Below are 20952 nucleotides of genomic sequence, written 5' to 3'. Positions count from 1 at the left end.
GCTGACACACCGCTATCGCAGGCAAGCCAGCTCCCACATTTTGATTGGGTTTACAGCTCGAGCTTTGCCGTGTCTCAGCCCTTGATTTCCTGATACCGCTTTTCCAGCTCCTGGCGGATCTGCCGGCGTTGCTGCGCCTGCACAAACCGGCGCTTGTCTTCGCTGTTGTGCGGCTGCAACGGCGGTACGGCGGCCGGCTTGCGCTGGTCGTCCACGGCGACCATGGTGAAGAAGCAGCTGTTGGTGTGACGCACCGAGCGCTCGCGGATGTTTTCGGTGACCACCTTGATCCCCACCTCCATCGAGGTGTTGCCGGTGTAGTTGACCGACGCGAGGAAGGTCACCAGCTCGCCGACATGGATCGGCTCGCGAAAAATCACTTGGTCTACGGACAATGTCACTACGTAGCGGCCGGCATAACGGCTCGCACAGGCGTAGGCCACTTCGTCGAGGTACTTGAGCAGGGTGCCGCCGTGGACATTGCCAGAGAAGTTGGCCATATCAGGGGTCATCAGCACCGTCATCGACAGTTGGGCGTTTCCGGGTTCCATAGCACACTCACGGTTGTAGGCATTGGTTTGGGGGGCACCTCTGCGGGTGCTGGAATCTTTGTTGCGCCATCCATAACGGGACGCAGGTGGGCGGCTTGCCGTCACGCCTGGGCCGATCTGTTTCCATATATTGCACCGGCTTTCTGCCGGAAGTCGCGGTGTTAACCTGCAAAAGCCCGTCTCAGGGCATTTCTTACGATTTAGGCAGACTTTTCCTTCCGCACTTTGCGACTTTCCAAAGGCGCGTACGGAAGTGGGAAAAGCGCCGGTACCTTCAAGGAGCCCCTCGCCATGCACGCCATCAGCTTTATCCAGGACCTGGCCGTGATCATGCTGGTCGCAGGGGTGGTCACCATCCTGTTTCACCGCCTCAAGCAGCCGGTGGTGCTGGGCTACATCGTTGCCGGCTTTATCATCGGCCCGCACACTCCGCCATTCGGCCTGATCCACGACGAAGACACCATCAAGACCCTCGCCGAGCTGGGGGTGATCTTCCTGATGTTCTGCCTGGGCCTGGAGTTCAGCCTGCGCAAGCTGTTCAAGGTCGGCGCCACGGCGTTTATCGCGGCGTTCCTGGAGATCATCCTGATGATCTGGATCGGCTACGAGATCGGCCAGTGGTTCGACTGGAACACCATGGACTCGCTGTTCCTCGGCGCGATCCTGGCCATCTCCTCCACCACCATCATCGTCAAGGCGCTCAACGACCTGAAGATGAAAAACCAGCGCTTCGCCCAACTGATTTTCGGTGTGCTGATCGTCGAAGACATCCTCGGCATCGGCATCATCGCCTTGCTGTCGAGCATCGCCGTCAGTGGCACGGTCAGCTCCGGCGAGGTGTTTTCCACGGTCGGCAAGCTCTCGCTGTTCATGATCGTCGCGCTGGTCATCGGCATCTTGCTGGTCCCGCGTTTGCTGGCCTACGTGGCCAAGTTCGAAAGCAACGAGATGCTGCTGATCACCGTGCTGGGCCTGTGTTTCGGCTTCTGCCTGTTGGTGGTCAAGCTGGAATACAGCATGGTGCTGGGCGCGTTCCTGATCGGCGCGATCATGGCCGAATCCAAGCAGTTGATTAAGATCGAGCGCTTGATCGAGCCGGTTCGCGACATGTTCAGTGCGATCTTCTTTGTGGCGATCGGCTTGATGATCGACCCGCAGATCCTGCTGCAATACGCCTGGCCGATTGCGGTGATCACGGTGGCGGTGGTGCTGGGCAAGATGTTGTCCTGCGGCCTTGGGGCGTTTATCGCCGGTAATGATGGCCGCACCTCACTGCGGGTAGGCATGGGGCTGTCACAGATTGGCGAGTTTTCCTTCATCATCGCGGCGCTGGGGATGACGCTGCAGGTGACCAGCGACTTCCTGTACCCGGTGGCGGTGGCCGTTTCGGCGATTACCACGTTGCTCACGCCTTATCTGATTCGTGGCGCCGACCCGTTGTCGTTGAAGATCGCGGCGGTGATGCCCAAGCGCATGAGCCGGGTGTTCGGCATGTATGGCGAATGGCTGCGCAGCATTCAACCCCAGGGCGAGGGCGCGATGCTGGCGTCGATGATCCGCAAGATCATCCTGCAAGTGGGGGTGAATCTGGCGCTGGTGGTGGCGATTTTCTTTACCGGCAGCTTTTTTGCAAAGCGCATCGGCGGCTACCTGGAAGGTTGGATCAGCGATCCAAGCTGGCAGAAGGCATTGATCTGGGGCGGGGCGTTGCTGTTGTCGCTGCCGTTCTTGATTGCGGCGTATCGCAAGCTCAAGGCGCTGTCGATGTTGCTGGCGGAGATGAGCGTGAAACCGGAAATGGCCGGGCGCCATACCCAGCGCGTGCGACGGGTGATCGCGGAGCTGATCCCGATCCTGTCGCTGCTGGTGATCTTCCTGCTATTGGCAGCCTTGTCGGCCAGTATTCTGCCGACCAACAAGTTGCTGGTGCTGATCGCCGTGGTCACGGCGGCGGTGGCGGCCGTGCTCTGGCGCTGGTTCATCCGCGTGCATACGCGGATGCAGGTCGCCTTGTTGGAGACGCTGGATAACCATAAGGATACGGCGGAGCACTGAGTGAGGGGGCTGCTTTGCAGCCCGGCGGGAGCAAGCTCCCTCGCCACTAGAGCACACAGGGCTCAGCTTTCCAGCCAGACGTCCCGCGCCCAGTGCCACACCGATTCCCAGGTTTCTTCGGTGACCAGCTCTTCTTCGCCGGACCACAGCACCACGGTGCCGTCTTCTTCGACGCAGTAGTAGTCGTCGCCGTCCTGGCAGATCGGGATCATGCTGCGGTCAACGCCGGCATCCCAGGCGTTGGCGGCCACGTCCGGCAGGTAGGTGTGGGACTGCGGGTCGGTGACGGTCACCGGCTCCAGGCTGCCGTAGACCACGTCGCTGACAGTCAGCAGGAACTCACGGAAGACAAACGGGATGTCGATGAACAGTTGTTCTTCGATTTCCACCAGCTGGTCTTCGTCAGGCAGCTCCAAAGGAACCGGGACCGGTTCGTTGGCTTCACGCAATTGTTCGATGATTTCTTCCACGGCCGGGATCCTCTTGCTGATGGCGCGGTTTATAGGGGCGTTTTATACAGTAGCTCGCTATAAGTGCAACCGTGAAATAGATATCTCAGCGCAAGCACAATCCCTGTGACAGCGGCGGACTAGAACTGTTTCTCCAGTTTTAGGCTGATGCTGTTTTTGTCGTAGGAATAAATCCAGTCGATGTTGCTCTGCACCTTGTTGTATTTGACCGTAAGACTGGGCACCACGTCGTACACCGCCAGCCGTGGGGCACGCAGGATGAAGGTGTAGCCTTGCTCATCTTCATTGCGTCGGCCATCGACGATTGCGCTGTAGGCATCGTATTGACGCTTGCGGTACGAGGCGAACAGCACGGCGCTCACGCCGATGTCGAAATCCTTGGCGACGCCCAGGCGCACCCCTTTTTGCAGGTACGCCGCGACGCGGTCGCGGGCGTTGCGTTCGGTGATGTCGACGCCGCCGAACAGCGTCCACTGCCGGGGCAATGCCTGCCACAGGGTGGCGTAGACCGAGCTGATACCGCCGTCGAGGTTGCTGTTGATCTGGTGTTTGTACGTCATGTCCTTGTACTCGCCTTCGAGCTTGAACATGCGCGTGGCCGACAGCGTGTGAATCCACTCACCGCGCAGGCCCCAGGCGCTGTACATGGCGTTGTCGCCAATGGTGTTGAACTCGTACGACGGCCCGAAGGCGTACTGGTTGCGCGCATCGTGGTAGCTGTAGCCGGCGTTGTTGATCACGGTGGCTTCGTTGTACTTGCTCTCTTTTTCGTACGCTTGGCCGTACAAAAGCGAGCGCACGAACAGCCCGTGATGGCCGCTGATGGCGATGCGTTTGTTGAGCGTGGCCTCGTAATCCTGGCCGTGGGCCGACACGGCCTTGGGCAGGGATTGCTTGACCACGTAGGTTTCTTCAGCGGTCTGGTAGCGATAAGTCACGCTGCCTTCGGATGACTGGTTGAGGTTGTCGCTCCAGGTCGGGCCGATGGCGAACGAGCCTTGCCAGTCTTCGCGGTGGTCGAGGGCCTGGATAAAGCTGTCGACGGTCTTGCCCAGGCCCATGGCCTGGGCGTCCGACGGGCTGAGGCTGCTGCTGATCTGTGCGAAGACGTGTTTCGAATCGCGGTCTTTGCGGTTCTCGAACTGCACCCGCGCCAGTTCCAGGCGCCCGGGCAGGAAGTCGGGCTGGATCGCCAGCAGGTCCTGGTAATACCGTTCGGCGCTGTCCAGATCGCCATCGGCACGGGCCAGGCCGCCGTTGGCGTAGGCGGTGAGCATCGGGTCGTGGCCGGGCAGGGCGGTGTAGCGCTTGAGGTAGTCGCGGGCGTTCGGCCATTGCTGGCGCTGGACACTCAGGTACACCGCGCGGCCCAGCTCGTCGAGGTTGTTGCCGACGCTGTAGGTCTGGCCGTCGATGGTCAGCGCCGGCGCGGCGCCGTCACTGGGCAATTCGTCCTTGAGCAATTCGCGCTCTTGCTTGTTGGCGCGGTACTCGATGCTCTGGTTGAGGCGCAGGCTGGTGTCCTGGTCGGCGGCGAACACCGTCGGGGCCATGAACAGCAGCAGGGAAAGGGGCAAAACGTGAAACGTGAGGGATCGCTTGCAGTAGGGCTGGGGCATTACCGGGCTCTCGGGATCGCTTCAAAACGCCAAAAGCAAGTGCCTGGAGGCCAGGCACTTGCTTGGTGGTGCTACGTCAGTTCAAGCCGCTGTTACTTGGCTACGCCGCCGAAAGCGGTGTCGTAGTTGCGGTTTTCGAACTTGGCGATACCGGCCAGCGATGCGGTAGCGCCTGCGCCATAGAAGCTACCTTGGGTAGTGCCGTTCGAAAGCAGGGCATTACTCGCGGTATTACGTGCTTGTGCGGCACCCGAGAAGCTGGCGTTAGCCGTATTGATGTTGGCGGCGACTTGAACCTTCAGCGCGCTGTTGCTCAGCGATCCGGTCAAGGTTGGCGCGGCGTTGCCGAACGATGCGGTCAGCTCGCCAGACAGTACGTTAGCCCCGGAGTAGTTGTTGATGCCCTGTACCGCGTAGGTCACGTTGGTGGTTGGCAGCACGCGGCCGGCGTTGTCGCCGGAGTAATACACGACGCGAGTTGGGTCGTTGTCAGTGCCGTTTTGCGACCACTCGCCGTAGTACACCTGCTGGCTGGCGACTTGCTTGAAGTCAAAGTTGCCCAGTGCCGCGTGGGAGGCAGGCATCATGGCCGGGGTAATGGTGGTGACGCCGTTGGTGTCGGTAGCGACCATGCCTTTGAGGCCGGCGAACCCGACCTTTGCACCGCCGTAGAATGCCAATACGCCAACGGCCGGTTGGCCGGCAGAGCCTGGGTGGTTAGTGGAGCCCGTGCCGCTGGAACCTTCCACAACGATAGTGCCGGTATAGCTTTGGCCCGAAGAAGTATCTGCTTGAGCAACGCCAGCCAAACCAAGAAGAGCCACTGCCAATACTGTGTAGTTGAAAGTTTTCATTTCATCATCCATTGAGTGATTTTAATTAAGTCAACACGTCAAGCATCTGCCAAGTTCTCTTAGCCTCCCATGGTGCACCTCGTAAGTTAGAACGTAGTGGTAAAGCCGATTTTTAATGTACGACCCGGTGCGGGCATGGCCGAGCGGGTCAACGGGTCGATGTAATAGAGATTGCTTAAGTTTGTACCGGTCAATTCGATAGCGGCATCGTCGGTCAACTTGTAGTTGATGTAAGCGTCATACGTGACGATGTTGTCCCACGACATCGGCGTGTTGATGTAATAGCTGACCATCGCGCTGTCGGGGTAGTTGCTATAAAACTTGCTATCGTGCTGGCGGTAATAAATGGCCCGTCCGCCGACTTCCAATTTGCGATTGAAGAAGCGTGCGCCCGCGCCCAGGTTGGCCGACCACTCTGGCTGGGACATGCTCACCAAATACCCACCGACGAAGCCATCGTCCACGCAGTTTGGGGTACTGCCATTGGTGCTGATGGCAACGGCGGAGTCTTCGTCGCAGACTTTGTTTTTCAGGACGTGGGCAATGCTCAGGTCAGTAAAAACGCGGCCATTGTCGTAGCGCGTCTGCAGCTCCACGCCGGAAGTTGTCTGTTTTTCCAGGTTGCTGAAGCGCAGTTGCGGGCTGCGCTCAATCACGTTTTTGATAGTGTTGTGGTAATACGTCAGCTTTATGTCGGCGCGCTCACTGCCACCCCAGCCGGCCAAGTTGTGTATATAGGCGGCTTCGTAGTTATAGGCATGCTCCGGCTCCAGGCCCCACGGATTGACCGATGAGGAAAACCCAAGTGTGCTTTCAAACATGCTGGGGTAACGGATTGCTTCGCTGTAGCGAAGATACACCCGACCATTCTCCGAGGTATAAAAGGTTGCAGATAAACTCGGCGCCCAAGCACTGTCTTTTTGATGTTTGGCACTCACGTCTTTTTGACGACCTGTGTTACTGCCAAAGGCGCTGCACGCAATAATATTTTCGCCTGCATTCAAACCGTTGATACACGGGTTGTTGTCGCGAGCGTAACGCCCCTTGCCATCATTCGCCCAATACGCCAAGTGTTGCGTGTCTTGAATCCGGGGGGTTTCCTGTTTGATCATGTCTATTATTTCCTGGCGCTCCGATTCGGGAGTACCAAACATGTCCCAGAACACTTGGTTGCTGGCGATTTTCTGATCAACACTGGCATTCCACTCCGCATCGGTGAGCGTTTTACGCGTGGTGTAACTCACGGTGCGCCCGCTTTCTTCAAACTGTGTGGTTACTCCGGTTGTGTCCTGCGTTTCCTTTAAATAGTCATCAAACGCCCAATAGGACGAATACCGCGCGCCTGCGGTGAACTTGGCAAAACTCACCGGCCGCCAATCGAAGTTGAAGTTGTACTCGCGCTCGTCCCTGCGCCCCGCGCGCGGGTTCATGCGCAAGGTGTCGAAGATCGCCGCGTCGTAATAGTTGTCTTTGGAGCTCAACTTCTCATGCTGGTAACTGGCGCCGAGGGTCAGGTCCAGGCTGTCGACCAATTTGAGTTTGTTGCTGACCGTCACGCCCGCGCGGTTGTGCTGGGCATTCGCTACGGCAGTGTTGCGGAATACGGGGTCGGCGATACTGGTTGCATTCGGCACGCCGCCGCTGGTGTAGGTGTCGCTTTGGGTATTGGTTGCCCACAGGTTGGAATAGAAATCCACCCACGGGTTGCCCTCGGGTTTGAGGTTGTATTCCAGGTTGTAGGCTTTGCTCTGCACGTGGCTCAGGGGCCATTGCGGTACGCCGCTGGATTCGGCATCGAACTGGTCGCCGGGGCGGAAGAACGAGATGCGCGACGGCATGATTTCGCCATACAGCGAGTCGGTGTCGCGGTAGCCAAACTCAAGGGATTGGTCGTCGTCGATCTTCAGCTTGGCCTTGGCCAGCCACGACTCCATCTTGCTCGAGGTGTTGGGCACTTCATCCCCCGGCTTATAGATGTTGGCCAGGTTGGGGATGTAGTCGAACTGGCCGTTGATCTGTTTGCCGGTGGCGTAGAAGCCGGATTTGTTCTTGCCTGCGTAGTGGTTGCCCTTTTCGCGGTAGGCGTAGGCGGCAAGCAGTTCGAATTTTTCCTGGCGGGTGCCGAGGGCCAGGCGATAGGCCGAGTCGCCCCCGGTGATCAGGTTGTTGTCGCGGCTGGTGCGCGGGTGTTTGTACAGCGACGGGTCGTAGTAGGAATACACCGGGATGTACTGGTAATCGGCGGGCGGGCTTTGGCCGGTCATCAAATGCGGCAACTTGGGCGACACCGAGTTGTTGCTGCCTTCCATCTTCAGCTCGCCGCCGAATGCCTGGCCTTCCTTGAGGATGTCATCCACGTTCAGGGTGTTGGCAACCACCGCGCCGCCCACGCCGCTATAGACGTTGCGCTCCAGGTTCGGCCCCTTGAGCACCTTGATGCTGCCGATCAGGTTGGGGTCGATGTAGTTGCGGTTATTGGCGCCCATGTAGCCGCGATACACCGTCAGCGCCTGCTCGGTGCCGTCGATGGTCAGCGGCACGCGGCCGGGACCCTGGATGCCGCGTACGTTGGGGTCCAGCGCGCCGCTGTTGCGGCCGTCACCGCTGTAGACGTTGAGCATGCCCTTGAACATGTCCGCGGGGGCGGCGCCTTTGTAGCGTTCGATCTGCTCCTTGCCGGAGTACACCGAGGACACGTCCTGATCGTAGATGTCGTTGTAGCCCTTTTCGTCGCGGGACTCTTTACCGTCCAGGCCATGCACATAGATCGGGTGCAGGTCGCCTTGCTGGATGCCGCTCATGCCCGGCGCGGGTTGCACCTGGATGATCGGCCGCTCGGGCTGGTTGCCCAGGCTGTAGGTCAGCGCCTGGTTGGCGAGCAGTTGTTGCAGTGCGGCTTCCAGGGACAGTCGGCCCTTGACCGGGTTGCCGTAGGTGCCGGTGAGGTCATTGCTGCCCAGGTAGACCTCGACACCCGCCTGGCGCGCCAGCAGCACCAGGCCTTCGTCCAGCGACAGGGCAGGTACGTCGAAGTCGTGGTAGCCACCTTGGGGTTGCACCTGTGCAGCGCTGTTGACCGGGCGGGTTTGCACCGGATTGATGGCGGCGGCGTCGGCGGCCAGCGCGAACACGGCGAGCTGGATGCCCAGGCTCAGTCGCGTGCGATGTGCTGCCTTGCGCTTCTTGTTGTTCTGTTGCATCTGCAAAACCGGCCTCACTAAAGCAAATAAGAGTTATTCACATGTAGTAGAAACGCAGCAGCAGCGAAAACGCGATAGATCGTTATGATCTATGTATCTTGTTTTATATATTCATGATGTCAAAAGGCCCGCAAACGGGGCCTTTCAGTAGATCAGCGTCAGCCCAGGCAGGTCGAGAATGCGCCCGTGGGCTTGCTGTGCGAGGTGTTTGAGGGCGTCGTCGAGATTGTCCAAACGCATCACCGCGCTGATGCGCATGGCGCGCAATGTGTCGCCCTTGACCACGACCAGCCCCGGTCGATAGCGATTGATGCGCGCCACCGCGTCGCCCAGCGGCTCGCGTTGGAACACCAGGCGACCTTCCTGCCAACTGGCCAGTTCATCCGGGCGCGTGGTGAGCGGCACCAAACCGGCCTTGGCGCTGAAGCGCAAGCTGTTGCCTTGCTCCAGCAGGGCGGAGCCGGCCGCGTCATCGCGTTGGGCGGGGGTCAGGTTGACCTCGACCTTGTGCTGCAAAACCCCGACCCAGCCTTCGCGATCCTGGCCGACACCGACCAGATAACGGGTGCCGCGTGCAGTGATGTCGGCGCCGGGGGCGCGCACGGTGAATGGTCGGCGCTCCTGATCATTGATAGGCGACGGAGTGAACACCGCTTCGCCCTGGCTCAGGCTGACCAGACGGGTTTGCTCGTCATAGCTGACGTTGAGGATGCTGTGGCTGCCCAGTTCAACCTGGCTGCCATCTGCCAGTGTTATGTGGCGAACCTCGCCAAAACCGGTGTGATAGTCGCTGTTCAGTGCTTGCAGCCAGAAGGGCGGCGCGAGCAGCATCCAGCAGCCCAGCGCGGCGGCACCGAGGGCGCTGACGCAGGTGTTGCGGGTCCATAGGGTGCGCGGCGGGCGTTGCGGTTTTACATAGCCGGGGTGGCGTTTGAGCGAGGCGGTGGCGCGCCAGGCACGGTCTGCCCGGCCGGCAGCGGCGGCATGTCTGGGGTCGGCGTCCTGCCAACGCTGAAAAGCTTCTAGCTCACGCGCCGACAGCTGGCCTTGTCGATGACGCATCACCCAATCGGCAGCTTTGCGCTCCAACGGGTCGGTCGTTTGTGGGGGAGCATTCACGGTTCTGACTGTTTACCTTCTTGCTTTTCAAGATACCCAAGGCTTAGCCCTCTTGGTCTGGATCAAGCGCCCTGCCAATCTTGGCCAGCGCCATCGCCATGTGTTTTTGTACAGAGCTTGTGGATATCCGTAAATAGCGGGCGGTCTCTTTGTGCGTCATGCCTTCCACCCGGCACAGCATGAAAATGTCGCGGGTGCGTTCTGGCATGCGTTCCAGCAGGCTTTCCAATTGCTCCAGGGCGAGGGCGTCGAGCGCTTGCTCTTCCGGGCCGCTGGCTTCGTCCACCAGGGTCTCGAAATAGGCGGCGGCGTCGCTGTCGAAACGCTTTTCACCGTAGCGCCGATGGTGGTCGATCATGAGGTTGTGCGCGACACGAAACAGGTACGACGGCGCGCACAGGATGCGTTCCATGTTCTCCAGCTGGGCGATGCGCAGGAACGTGTCCTGCACCAGGTCCGAGGCCAGGCTGGGGGTGCATTTCTTCCGCAACAGGTAACGATGTAGGGCGGATGCATGTTGATTGAAGAGTTTTTCCAGCACGGCGGCACGTTCCTATGCTCGGGCAGAACCGGGAGAGGGCACGAGTATAGTGAGAATGTTTCTCATTAATCCAGTAAAAACAACAAAGCATTTCTGACCGGCAAAAAAAGACCCCGGCGGTGTATTTCACTACACCGCCGGGGTCGTTTACTGCGCGCTCAAGGCGCCGGGTGATCAGCCGTTCTGGCGGATACCGGCCACCAGCCAAGGCTGGTTTTCGCCTTGTGGGCGTTCCATGTTCCAGCTTTCGCTGAACACTTCGCCCTGGTCAAAGCGCGAGTTTTTCGACACGCCGCTGAAGGTCAGGGTGGCGATGGTCTTGTCGGCGCGGTCATCCACACCTTCAAGCTGTACGCGCAGGTCGTCGATGTAGGTCGACTGGAACGCGTCGCCCAGCTCAGCGCGTTCGCGCTTGAGGAACTCCAGCAGTTGCGGGGTCACGAACTCGGCGATCTTGTCCATTTCGTTGGCGTCCCAGTGTTGCTGCAGGGACTGGAAGTGGCTGCGGGCCGCTTCGACGAAACGCTCTTCGTTGAACCACGCCGGAGCGTTGATCACCGGGCGGGCAGCAGCCGGGGCTGCGGAACCACCGAAGATCGAACCCATGGCCGGCTTTTGCTCGAACACTTCACGCTGCATCGGCGCGCCGGCTGGAGCCATGTGCTCCTGCTGCTTGCGGCGACGGGCGGCGATAAAGCGGAAGATCACAAAGGCGATGACCGCGAGGATCAGGATGTCGAAGATCTGCATGCCCTGGAAGCCGCCGCCCATGAACATGGAAGCGAGCAGGCCACCGGCCGCGATGCCGGCCAGAGGGCCCAACCAGCGCGAAGCACCGCCGGCCTTGGCAGCAGCGCCAGCAGCACCGGCCGCGCCTGCGGTAGCGGCTGCACCGCCCATTCCGCCAGCGGAGGGAGCCATCTGGCTGGTTTGGTGAGTCGGGGCTGCGCCCGAACTTTTGCCGCCACCGAAGCGCTTGGCGTTGGCGTCGAGGCTCATCGTCAGGCCGATGCACAACGCCATGGCGATGCTAAGAAAACGTTTCATAAAGGGAATTCCCATTTGTGGATTGCACGCGCGCCATGTTGCACAGGTGTCGTGACAGTGGCTAGCGACATAATGTTTCGGGCTTTTGCGTAAGACGAAATCTGAATGGTCTGTAGGACGTATTACAGATATTGGCCCGTCTTGTCGGAATACAAGGGCACGTTGTCGCTGTGGCGAGGGAGCAAGCTCCCTCGCCACAGAAGTCGGCTCCTGCAGGGAGGCGTGTCAGATGGCTTCGAGCTTCGCGTAACCCATCATCAGCCACTTGCTGCCTTCGGCGAAGTTCACCTGCACCCGTGCCTGGGCGCCGGCGCCTTCGAAGTTGAGGATCACGCCTTCGCCGAACACCGAATGCCTGACCTGCTGGCCGAGGCTGAACTGGGTTTCCGGAATTTCGGAGCCGGCAAACAGGCTGCTGGCGCTCTGCTGCTGGCCGCCGCCGAACGGGCGGCTGACGCTGTTGGACAGGCGCACTTCCTGGATCAGCCCCTTCGGCACTTCACGTACGAAGCGCGACACCTTGTTGTAGGTCTCGCTGCCGTACAGGCGTCGGGTCTCGGCGTAGGTCATCACCAGGTTCTGCATCGCCCGGGTAATGCCCACATAGGCCAGGCGGCGTTCTTCCTCAAGACGGCCGGGTTCTTCCAGGCTCATCTTGTGGGGGAACAGGCCTTCTTCCATGCCCACCAGGAACACATACGGGAATTCCAGGCCCTTGGCGCTGTGCAAGGTCATCAGCTGGATGCTGTCTTCATGCTCGTCGGCCTGGGTATCACCGGCTTCCAGGGAGGCATGGCCGAGGAAGGCGGCGAGCGGGGTCAGTTCCTCTTCGTTCTCGGTGTTTTCGAACGCGCGGGCGGCGCTGACCAGTTCCTCAAGGTTTTCTACCCGGGCCTGGCCTTTCTCGCCTTTTTCCGCTTCGTGGTAGGCAATCAGCCCGGACTGCTCGATCACCGTCTGCGTCATTAAATGCAGGGGCATTTCCGCGCACTTGGCGGCGAGGTTCTCGATCAGCTCGACAAACACCCCCAACGCCCCGGCCGCGCGACCGGTCAGGCCTTTATTGGCGACGAGCAAGCGCATGGCTTCCCACATCGACACATCGGCATGGCGTGCGTGATCGCGGATCGCCTCGACGGTTTTTTCGCCGATGCCACGGGCCGGGATGTTGATCACCCGCTCCAGCGCCGCATCGTTGCCGCGACCTTCCAGCAAACGCAGGTAGGCCATGGCGTTCTTGATTTCGGCGCGCTCGAAGAAGCGCTGGCCACCATAGATGCGGTACGGGATGCGTTCGCGCAGCAAGGCTTCTTCCAGTACCCGCGACTGGGCGTTGGAGCGGTACAGAATGGCGATATCGCTGCGCGCCAGGCCGGTCTTCAGCGCGCTTTCAATGGTTTCCACCACGTAGCGCGCTTCATCGTGCTCGTTGAACGCGGCGTACAGGTTGATCGCCTCGCCTTCGCCGCCGTCGGTCCACAGCTCTTTGCCCAGGCGCCCGGTATTGTTGGCGATCAAGGCGTTGGCAGCCTTGAGGATACCGGCGGTGGAGCGGTAGTTCTGTTCCAGGCGGATGGTCACCGCGTCCGGGAAGTCTTCGGAATACTGGTAGATGTTCTCGATTTTCGCGCCACGCCAGCCGTAGATCGACTGGTCGTCATCGCCCACCACCATCAGGCTGTCGCCGCCCTTGGCCAACAGGCGCAACCAGGCGTATTGCACGGCGTTGGTGTCCTGGAACTCGTCCACCAGGATGTGCCGGAAGCGTTTCTGGTAATGGGCCAGCAAGCCTGGGTTGTCACGCCACAGGTCGAGGGCGCGCAGTAGCAGCTCGGAGAAGTCGATCACTCCGGCGCGTGCGCAAGCTGCTTCGTACGCTTCATAAATGCTGCGCATGGTGGCCAGGAACAGATCGCCGCTGGCCTGGATATGCTGCGGGCGCAGGCCTTCGTCTTTCTGGCCGTTGATAAACCACTGCGCCTGGCGCGCCGGCCAGCGTTGTTCGTCCAGCCCCAGCTCGCGGATCACCCGCTTGACCAGGCGTTGCTGGTCATCGCTGTCGAGGATCTGGAAAGTCTGGGCCAGGCCCGCTTCCTGCCAATGCGCCCGCAACAGGCGGTGCGCCAGGCCGTGGAAGGTGCCCACCCACATGCCGGCCGGGCTAATGCCCATTAGCTGCTCGATGCGGTGGCGCATCTCGGCAGCGGCCTTGTTGGTGAAGGTCACCGACAGGATCGAATGGGGAGACGCGTTCTCGACCTGGATCAACCAGGCGATACGGTGCACCAGCACTCGGGTTTTACCGGAGCCAGCACCGGCCAGGACCAACTGACGGCCAACGGGGGCTGCTACGGCCTGGCGTTGGGCATCGTTGAGGGAGTTCAGCAAAAGGGAGAGATCATCGCGCATCGGCGCATTCTATGGCCCTCGGGGGAGTGGGGCAAACCCCAATGCTGGACGGTCGATAATTCTGCCGGGGCTGATGACCGGTCGGTCAGAGGGTGCAGCCCCCGCACCGCCTTGCCCGAGCTGTCTGGCACCGAGGTTTGCGGGTAAATATCCGCTGGTTTTTATGACGCAGAGCAGTTTGGCCCGCGCGCAGGCTTGTGTATGCTCCGTGCACGTTTCGGGCTCACCATTATAAGAACACTGCCTATGACCCTCAGCACCGACCTGCTCAGCCCTTCGGCGGCGCCCGCGCAGGTTATCCGCAAGCACTACGCCACCGAGATGGCGGTCGAACGCACACGCCTGCTGTATCAGGGCTCGTTGTTGCCCACCTTATTAATGTTGGTCAACGGCCTGGTCTGCGCCTGGCTGCTGTGGAACCCCAAGCAATACCTGCTGGACAGCATCTGGCTGGTCTGGCTGCTGGCGTTGGTGGCGATGCGCGTGATCCAGGTGGCGGCCTTTGATTCGGCCATGCCCAGCCGCCAGGCCCAGCCGGTGTGGCGGCGCATGTTCATGCTCGGCTCGGCGGTCAGCGGCCTGACCCTGGCCACCGCCGCCATCGCCCTGGTGCCGGCAGACAGCTTTATGCAGCAGGCCTGGGTATTCGGCCTGATCGGCGCCGCGACGCTGTCGGCCAGTGTGGCCTACGCCGTGAGCTTGCCGGCGTTCCTGTCGTTTGCTTTGCCGTGCCTGCTGCCGGCGATCCTCTATCTGTTCTGGAACGGCGCGCCGCAGCAACAAGGCTGGGGCGTGCTCGGCCTGATCCTGCTGGCGTCCTTGAGCGTGGTGGCGTGGCAGGTCAACCGCCTGATCCAGCGCGGGCTGTTGCGGCGCTTCCAGAACCAGGCGCTGATCGAGCACTTGCAGCAGGCGCAACAGCGCAGCGAGCAGTTGAATCAAGAACTGGTGCGCGAAGTCGAGCAACGCCGCCAGATCGAGCAGGAATTGCGCGAGGCCCAGACCGGCCTGCAAGACCGCGTGGCCCAGCGCAGCCAGGAACTCGACGCCGCCAGCCTGGCCCTGAACAAAAGCGAAGCGCGCCTGGCCATGGCGCTGCAAGCCAGCGAGCTGGGCCTGTGGGACTGGAACCTGCAAACCGACGAGGTCCACCACACCCAACTCAAGGAATTGTTCGGCCTGGAGCCCGAGTACGTCACGGCGATGCTCAGCCACCTCAAGCCACGCCTGCACCCCGACGACTTGCCGCTGCTCAAGCGCGCGTTGGTCGAGCACCTCAAGGGCCGCAGCGAGGACTATCAGGTCGAATACCGCGTGCGTCACGGCGACGGCCACTGGGTGTGGATCGAAGACCGTGGCCGCGCCGTGGAGCGCGCGCCCAGTGGCCGGGTCACGCGCATGCTTGGCACCCGTCGCGATATCAGCGCGAGCAAAGTCCTGGAAGAACAACAGCGCCTGGCGTCGACGGTCTTCGAGGCGGCCAGCGAAGGCATCGTGATTCTCGACCCGGACTACAAGCTGATCGCGGTGAACCAGGCCTTCAGCCGCGTCACCGGTTTTGACATCGATGACATGCTCGGGCGCAACGTCGTCGAACTGCCCAGCAGCCGCGACGCGCGCCGCCACTTCCCGGTGATCCGCCAGGCGTTGCTCAGCCACGGCACCTGGCAAGGCGAACTGGTGGAGACGCGCAAGAACGGCGAGTTGTACCCGCAGTGGCTGCAATTGAATGTGGTGCGTGATGTTCGGGGAAAGGTCAGCCATATCGTGGGCTTCTTCGCCGATCTTTCTGCGCGGCGCGAATCCGAAGAGCGCATGCGCTACCTCACCCACTACGACGAGCTGACCGGCCTGGCCAACCGCTCGCTGTTCCGTGAGCGCCTGCGCGAAGCCCATGCGCGGGTGCGCCAGGGTGGGCGCAGCCTGGCGCTGCTGCATATCAACCTCGACCGTTTCAAGCTGCTCAACGACAGCCTGGGGCATGAAGTCGCCGACCAACTGCTGCAGAAAATGGCGCGGCGCTTGATCAATGCCTTGCCCGAGGCGGACACCATTGCGCGGTTGTCTGGCGATGAGTTCGCCGTGCTGTTCGATGCCTACGGCAGCCTGTCGAGCCTGGCCCGCGTGGCCACGCGGTTGCTGGCCAAGCTGCGCGTGCCGGTGACGGTGGACGGGCATGAACTGGTGGTCAGTGCCTCGATGGGCGTCAGCCTGCTGCCGGACAATGCGCGGGAAATTTCCGCACTGGTCAGCCAATCGAACATGGCCATGCAACACGCCAAGCACCTGGGCGGCAACAATTTCCAGTTCTACACCGACAGCCTGCAAGCGAGCACTTTGGAGCGCTTGCAGCTGGAAAACCAACTGCGCAAAGCCATCGAAGATCGCCAGCTGACGGTGTTCTACCAGCCGAAACTGTGCCTGGCCACCGGCAAGCTGAACGCCGCCGAAGCGCTGGTGCGTTGGGAGCATCCGCAGTGGGGCATGGTGCCGCCGGGCGAGTTTATCGGCCTAGCCGAAGAGACCGGCCTGATCGTGCCGCTGGGTGAATTTGTGCTGCGCCAGGCCTGCTGGCAGGCGTGCGAATGGCAGCGCCAGGGGCTGGCGCCGATCCGGGTGTCGGTGAACCTGTCGGTGCATCAGTTGCGCCAGGGCAAGTTGGTCAGCCTGGTGCGCCAGGTCCTCGAAGAAACCGGGCTGGACCCGCAATACCTCGAGCTGGAGCTGACGGAAAGCCAGCTGCTCGACAGCGTTGAACACATCATCGCCACCTTCCAGCAGCTGCGCGACCTGGGGGTGAAGCTGGCCATCGACGACTTCGGCACCGGCTATTCGTCCCTCAGCTACCTCAAGCGCATCCCCGTGGATTACGTGAAGATCGACCAGACCTTCATCCGTGGGCTCGGCCAGGGCCGCGAGGACGCGGCCATCACCCGCGCAATCATCGCCATGGCCCATGGCTTGGCGCTGAAAGTGGTGGCCGAAGGTGTGGAAGATCAGCAGCAGTTGGACTTCCTGCGCGGGGAGCGGTGTGACGAAGTGCAGGGCTATCTGATCAGCCGGCCGATGCAGGCCGAAGGGCTGGCAGATTTGTTACGGAAAAATGCAGATTTTCCTTAACGACGGCAGGGCCGCCCTAATGGCTACAAAGCGCCTGCCCTTTGAATCAGAGGGCAGCAGGGCGATTTAGTGATGCATCAGACGGGCAAAACGACAATTCTTGTAGTATAACTACAAGCTTGCTACATCCCTGGCACCTGCCAATAACAAGAGTCCTGCCCTTTGAACCTGTTGCAACATATCGCCCAGTCGCGCCACCTGTTACGTAAATCGGAACTCAAGGTTGCCGACCACGTGCTGCTTGATCCTGCGGCCGTGATGCACAGCTCCATGGCCGACCTGGCCCACAGCGTGGGCATCAGCGAGCCGACCATCGTGCGCTTCTGCCGCGCCATCGGTTGCTCCGGGTTCCAGGACCTGAAACTCAAGCTGGCCCAGAGCCTGGCTGCAGGTGCGAGCTTCGGGCAGTTTGCGATCCACGAAGACGATTCCGTCGCCGACTACAGCCTGAAAATCTTCGACACCACGCTGCACACCCTGATGGAAGTGCGCGAGAAGCTCGACCCGATCGAGCTGCAAAAAGCCGTGACGGCGATGTCCCAGGCCCAGCGTGTCGAGTTCTATGGTTTTGGCGCATCGGGTGCGGTGGCAGCCGACGCCCAGCACAAATTCTTCCGACTGCTGCTCACGGCAGCGGCCTACAGCGACCCGCACATGCAGGCGATGTCGGCGGTGACGTTGAAGCCCACCGACGTGGCGATCTGCATTTCCCAGTCCGGGCGCTCCAAAGACCTGCTGATCACCGCCAACCTGGTGCGTGAAAGCGGCGCGACCCTGATCACCCTGTGCCCGAGCCAGACGCCGTTGGCGGAGCTGTCCACCGTCAACCTGGCGATCGATGTGCATGAAGACACCGAGATCTATACGCCGTTGACCTCGCGCATCGCCCACCTGGTGGTGATCGACGTGCTGGCGATGGGCGTGGCCATGGCGCGCGGGCCGAGCCTGGTCAACCACCTCAAGAGCGTGAAACGCAGCTTGCGCAGCCTGCGGTTGTCGCCAAAATCCGTCAAAGCCCTCGACGACTGACAGACTAATGTGGGAGCGGGCTTGCCCGCGAATGCGGTGGGTCAGTTAGAGCATCTTTGACTGACACTCCGTCTTCGCGGGCAAGCCCGCTCCCACATTGACCCGTTCCCACAGTGGATATGCGTCAACTTCCGAAGATTCATCGTCCTGTCATCCCCGCGCCGCCAAACCGTAACCGCCCAAGGCCATCCTGAACTCCCGTACTCGCATTGGGAGACTCGAAATGGCCCGTCCCTACGAAGACAGCAACAGCGCCGTAAAAACCCGCCGTCAGCAGGAAGACCAGCGCCGCATGGCGTTCCGTCGCGCAATCGAAGACCGTTGTGAAGAACGCCAATTGCTCCAGAGCATCAGTGACTACCCGGAGCTGCATTGGCAGGCACCCGTGGCTGCCCAGCGAAACGCTCAGCCAGCACGCTGATCTGTGCCCGTTCGCTGCGGATAAAGCCCAGGAACGCATGGGCCACCGGTGACAGGCGCTTGGCCTTGGCCTGCACCAGGCACCAACTGCGGTACAGCGGCAGCTCTTCCACCGGCAGCTCCTTGAGCCCGCCGCTGGCCAGTTCCAGGTTCACGGCGTGGCGCGTCAGCAAGGCCACGCCCAAACCTGCGCTCACGCATTCGCGCTGGGCCTCGGCCGATGACACTTCCACCGTTTGGGTGAAGTGCACGCGCTTCTCCTTGAAGTATTCCTCGCAGGCCATCCGCGTGCCGGAACCCTGCTCGCGCACCAGCAGCGTGTAAGGCTCCAGGTCTTGCAGGCGCAGCGGGCCTTGCAGGCTCAAGGGATGATCAGGGGGCGCCACCGCGACGATCGGATTGTTGAGGAACGGCAGGAACTCCAGGCCCATGTCCTGGGGCACCATGGACATGATCACCAGGTCGTCGCGGTTGTCCGACAGCCGGCGAATCACCTGGGCGCGGTTGACCACCGTCAGGTGCAGCTGCACTTCGGGATGCTGGCGCTTGAACGCGGCAAACAGGTGCGGCACGAAGTACTTGGCGCTGGATTCAATCGCCAGCTTCAACTGGCCTTGCAGCGAGCCCTGCATATCCGACAGCTGCATGTCGAGGTTTTCCAGGCGCCCGAAAATGTCCCGGCTGGCGCGCTGCAAGGCTTCGGCGGCCTCGGTCATGTAGAGCTTTTTGCCGACGTAATCGAATAATGGCTGGCCGATCAGCTCTTCCAGCTGGCGAATTTGCAGGCTGACGGCGGGTTGTGTGAGGGACATTTCCTCGGCAGCACGGCTGTACGAGCGCAAATCGCACACTTCATTGAAGATCTGCAATTGACGCAATGTCATACGCATCAATGACTTACGCATTTTTATCGTCCTTTCGCGCGCGGCTGTCCGGCCAACTATAAGTCTTTACTTATGCACGACCCAATAATTATTGATTTTTGTTAATCCCTCCACGGGCTTAGTGTGTGTCTCGCGACTGTCATGAAACATTTGGTCACGCGCCGACCCGGGTCTAGCGGGTCGAAGAACGCAGCAATCGGCTCAAGGGAATTTCCAAGTGATAAAAAAGATCCTGATCGCCAACCGTGGTGAAATTGCCGTACGAATCGTGCGTGCCTGCGCCGAGATGGGCATTCGCTCGGTCGCGGTCTACTCCGACGCCGACCGCCATGCGTTGCACGTCAAACGTGCCGACGAAGCCCACAGCATTGGTGCCGAGCCCCTGGCCGGTTACCTGAACCCGCGCAAGCTGGTGAACCTGGCCGTGGAAACCGGTTGTGACGCGCTGCACCCCGGCTACGGCTTCCTGTCGGAAAACGCCGAACTGGCGGACATCTGCGCCGAACGTGGGATCAAATTCATCGGCCCGTCCGCTGAAGTGATCCGCCGCATGGGCGACAAGACCGAAGCGCGCCGCAGCATGATCAAGGCCGGCGTGCCGGTCACCCCCGGCACCGAAGGCAACGTCGCCGACATCGCTGAAGCCCTCACCGAAGGCGACCGCATTGGTTACCCGGTGATGCTCAAGGCCACCTCCGGTGGTGGCGGGCGCGGTATCCGCCGTTGCAACAGCCGCGAAGAACTTGAACAAGCCTTCCCCCGTGTTATTTCCGAAGCCACCAAGGCCTTCGGTTCGGCGGAAGTGTTCCTGGAAAAATGCATCGTCAACCCCAAGCACATCGAGGCGCAGATCCTCGGTGACAGCTTTGGCAACGTGGTGCATCTGTTCGAGCGTGATTGCTCGATCCAGCGCCGCAACCAGAAGCTCATCGAAATCGCCCCAAGCCCGCAGCTGACCCCGGAACAGCGCGCCTACATCGGCGACCTGTCGGTGCGTGCCGCCAAGGCCGTGGGCTACGAGAACGCCGGCACCGTGGAGTTCCTGCTCGCCGAGGGCGAGGTGTACTTCATGGAGATGAACACCCGGGTGCAGGTGGAACACACCATCACCGAAGAAATCACCGGGATCGACATCGTCCGCGAGCAGATCCGCATCGCCTCGGGCCTGCCGCTGTCGGTGAAACAGGAAGATATCCAGCACCGTGGTTTTGCGTTGCAGTTCCGTATCAACGCCGAAGACCCGAAAAACAACTTCCTGCCCAGCTTCGGCAAGATCACCCGTTACTACGCCCCCGGCGGTCCCGGCGTGCGCACCGATACGGCGATCTACACCGGCTACACCATCCCGCCGTTCTACGACTCCATGTGCCTGAAACTGGTGGTGTGGGCGTTGACCTGGGAAGAAGCCATGGACCGCGGCCTGCGTGCCCTGGACGACATGCGCCTGCAAGGCGTGAAGACCACCGCCGCCTACTACCAGGAAATCCTGCGCAACCCGGAATTCCGCAGCGGCCAGTTCAACACCAGTTTCGTGGAAAGCCACCCTGAGCTGACCAACTACTCGATCAAGCGCAAACCCGAAGAGCTGGCCCTGGCCATCGCCGCCGCCATCGCCGCCCACGCAGGCCTGTGAG

General features: G+C 61.0%; 15 protein-coding genes. 5 read left to right on the top strand and 10 right to left on the bottom strand.

What is annotated here, in order from left to right:
- Positions 1–74: 74 nt before the first annotated feature.
- The gene (locus tag B348_RS0126405; RefSeq protein WP_017739034.1) at positions 75–551 is read right to left on the bottom strand and encodes an acyl-CoA thioesterase; all 477 of its coding nucleotides are present in this window, start codon (positions 549–551) and stop codon (positions 75–77) included.
- 291 nt (positions 552–842) lie between these two features.
- Here B348_RS0126405 and B348_RS0126400 point away from each other — a divergent pair, with 291 nt between their 5' ends.
- Positions 843–2606, top strand: coding sequence for a cation:proton antiporter (locus B348_RS0126400; protein ID WP_017739033.1), 1764 nt, complete (start codon positions 843–845; stop codon positions 2604–2606).
- A 62-nt stretch (positions 2607–2668) separates the two neighbouring features.
- Here B348_RS0126400 and B348_RS0126395 read toward each other — a convergent pair whose 3' ends face one another.
- The 8 genes from B348_RS0126395 to uvrD form a co-directional block, all read right to left on the bottom strand.
- Positions 2669–3076 carry an SMI1/KNR4 family protein gene (locus B348_RS0126395; RefSeq protein WP_017739032.1) on the bottom strand — a complete coding sequence of 136 codons (408 nt, stop codon included), beginning with the start codon at positions 3074–3076 and terminating at the stop codon, positions 2669–2671.
- A gap of 119 nt (positions 3077–3195) precedes the next feature.
- On the bottom strand, positions 3196–4653 hold the full coding sequence (locus B348_RS0126390; protein WP_256204506.1) for a surface lipoprotein assembly modifier: 1458 nt from the start codon (positions 4651–4653) through the stop codon (positions 3196–3198).
- Between the two features lie 134 nt (positions 4654–4787).
- Positions 4788–5549: a Slam-dependent surface lipoprotein gene (locus tag B348_RS0126385; RefSeq protein ID WP_026137084.1), complete on the bottom strand. Its 762-nt coding sequence runs from the start codon at positions 5547–5549 to the stop codon at positions 4788–4790.
- Between the two features lie 86 nt (positions 5550–5635).
- The gene (locus B348_RS0126380; RefSeq protein WP_032865215.1) at positions 5636–8749 is read right to left on the bottom strand and encodes a TonB-dependent receptor domain-containing protein; all 3114 of its coding nucleotides are present in this window, start codon (positions 8747–8749) and stop codon (positions 5636–5638) included.
- Between the two features lie 144 nt (positions 8750–8893).
- Positions 8894–9868, bottom strand: a complete 975-nt coding sequence (locus B348_RS0126375) for a FecR domain-containing protein (RefSeq protein ID WP_256204505.1) — start codon at positions 9866–9868, stop codon at positions 8894–8896.
- Between the two features lie 43 nt (positions 9869–9911).
- The gene (locus B348_RS0126370; RefSeq protein WP_017739027.1) at positions 9912–10409 is read right to left on the bottom strand and encodes an RNA polymerase sigma factor; all 498 of its coding nucleotides are present in this window, start codon (positions 10407–10409) and stop codon (positions 9912–9914) included.
- A gap of 174 nt (positions 10410–10583) precedes the next feature.
- A complete protein-coding gene (locus B348_RS0126365; RefSeq protein ID WP_026137082.1) occupies positions 10584–11456 on the bottom strand; it encodes a Tim44 domain-containing protein in 873 nt (290 codons plus the stop codon).
- Positions 11457–11681: 225 nt separating this feature from the next.
- Complete coding sequence (gene uvrD / locus B348_RS0126360) at positions 11682–13865, bottom strand: DNA helicase II (protein WP_017739025.1); 2184 nt, start codon at positions 13863–13865, stop codon at positions 11682–11684.
- A gap of 246 nt (positions 13866–14111) precedes the next feature.
- Here uvrD and B348_RS0126355 point away from each other — a divergent pair, with 246 nt between their 5' ends.
- The 3 genes from B348_RS0126355 (at position 14112) to B348_RS1000000131290 (ending at position 18435) form a co-directional block, all read left to right on the top strand.
- A complete protein-coding gene (locus B348_RS0126355) occupies positions 14112–16985 on the top strand; it encodes an EAL domain-containing protein (protein ID WP_017739024.1) in 2874 nt (957 codons plus the stop codon).
- A 162-nt stretch (positions 16986–17147) separates the two neighbouring features.
- Positions 17148–18014: a transcriptional regulator HexR gene (hexR, locus tag B348_RS0126350; protein WP_017739023.1), complete on the top strand. Its 867-nt coding sequence runs from the start codon at positions 17148–17150 to the stop codon at positions 18012–18014.
- 223 nt (positions 18015–18237) lie between these two features.
- A complete protein-coding gene (locus tag B348_RS1000000131290; protein ID WP_081609292.1) occupies positions 18238–18435 on the top strand; it encodes a PA3496 family putative envelope integrity protein in 198 nt (65 codons plus the stop codon).
- On the opposite strand, the gene B348_RS0126340 is transcribed toward B348_RS1000000131290, so the two are convergent.
- Complete coding sequence (locus B348_RS0126340; protein WP_017739021.1) at positions 18365–19339, bottom strand: LysR family transcriptional regulator; 975 nt, start codon at positions 19337–19339, stop codon at positions 18365–18367. The genes B348_RS1000000131290 and B348_RS0126340 overlap by 71 nt on opposite strands.
- A 196-nt stretch (positions 19340–19535) precedes the next feature.
- On the opposite strand from B348_RS0126340, the gene B348_RS0126335 reads away from it, so the two are divergent.
- Positions 19536–20951, top strand: coding sequence for an acetyl-CoA carboxylase biotin carboxylase subunit (locus tag B348_RS0126335; RefSeq protein ID WP_003213442.1), 1416 nt, complete (start codon positions 19536–19538; stop codon positions 20949–20951).
- The last annotated feature ends 1 nt before the right edge of the window (position 20952 follow it).

It is taken from the genome of Pseudomonas sp. CBZ-4 (genome assembly GCF_000346755.1).
Classification (GTDB): domain Bacteria; phylum Pseudomonadota; class Gammaproteobacteria; order Pseudomonadales; family Pseudomonadaceae; genus Aquipseudomonas.
Note: the sequence above shows the minus strand (reverse complement) of the source record. Positions and strands in the feature narration are given on the sequence as shown.